Below are 512 nucleotides of genomic sequence, written 5' to 3'. Positions count from 1 at the left end.
TATGCCGTCTGAGTCAAAGTCACTCGATTCTGGCACTTGAGCATTGAGAGGATCCCAACTGTAAACCACCTCATGATAATCATTAATACCATCGCTATCAGTATCAACATCTACAAGCGACGTATGGAGAGCAGCCTCTTGACCGTTGGTTAAACCATCACCATCAAAGTCACTAAGCTTCGCATAAATACCACTATTCTCTATAAGTGGACTCCAATTGACTTTTTCATCCTCATCCACTTGGCTTTGAGTTAAAGCTTCAATGTAATCACTTATTCCATCACCATCACTATCGGCATTATCCAGTGCTGTGCCTAACGTTTGCTCTTCTATATTCGATAAACCATCACCGTCATAGTCTGAGGCCGCTTGCTGATCGCCTATATTTGCAACCAAGACATCCCAGCCAAGCTGATGCTCAACACCATCATTTAAGCCATCGTTGTCGCTATCCGAAGACAGATAATTACTTTGTAAGTCCAACTCGACAAGATTGCTTAATCCATCATTAT

At 42.2% G+C, this 512-nt stretch carries 1 pseudogene; it reads right to left on the bottom strand.

The annotated features are described in order from the left end of the window. Positions 1–512, bottom strand: a pseudogene (locus H5300_RS27035) (hypothetical protein); the annotation flags it as partial.

The organism is Vibrio sp. SG41-7 (assembly GCF_014164465.1).
Taxonomy (GTDB): Bacteria; Pseudomonadota; Gammaproteobacteria; order Enterobacterales; family Vibrionaceae; genus Vibrio; species Vibrio splendidus.
The sequence above is the reverse complement of the archived record's forward strand: the minus strand, read 5'-3'. Positions and strand labels throughout refer to the sequence as shown.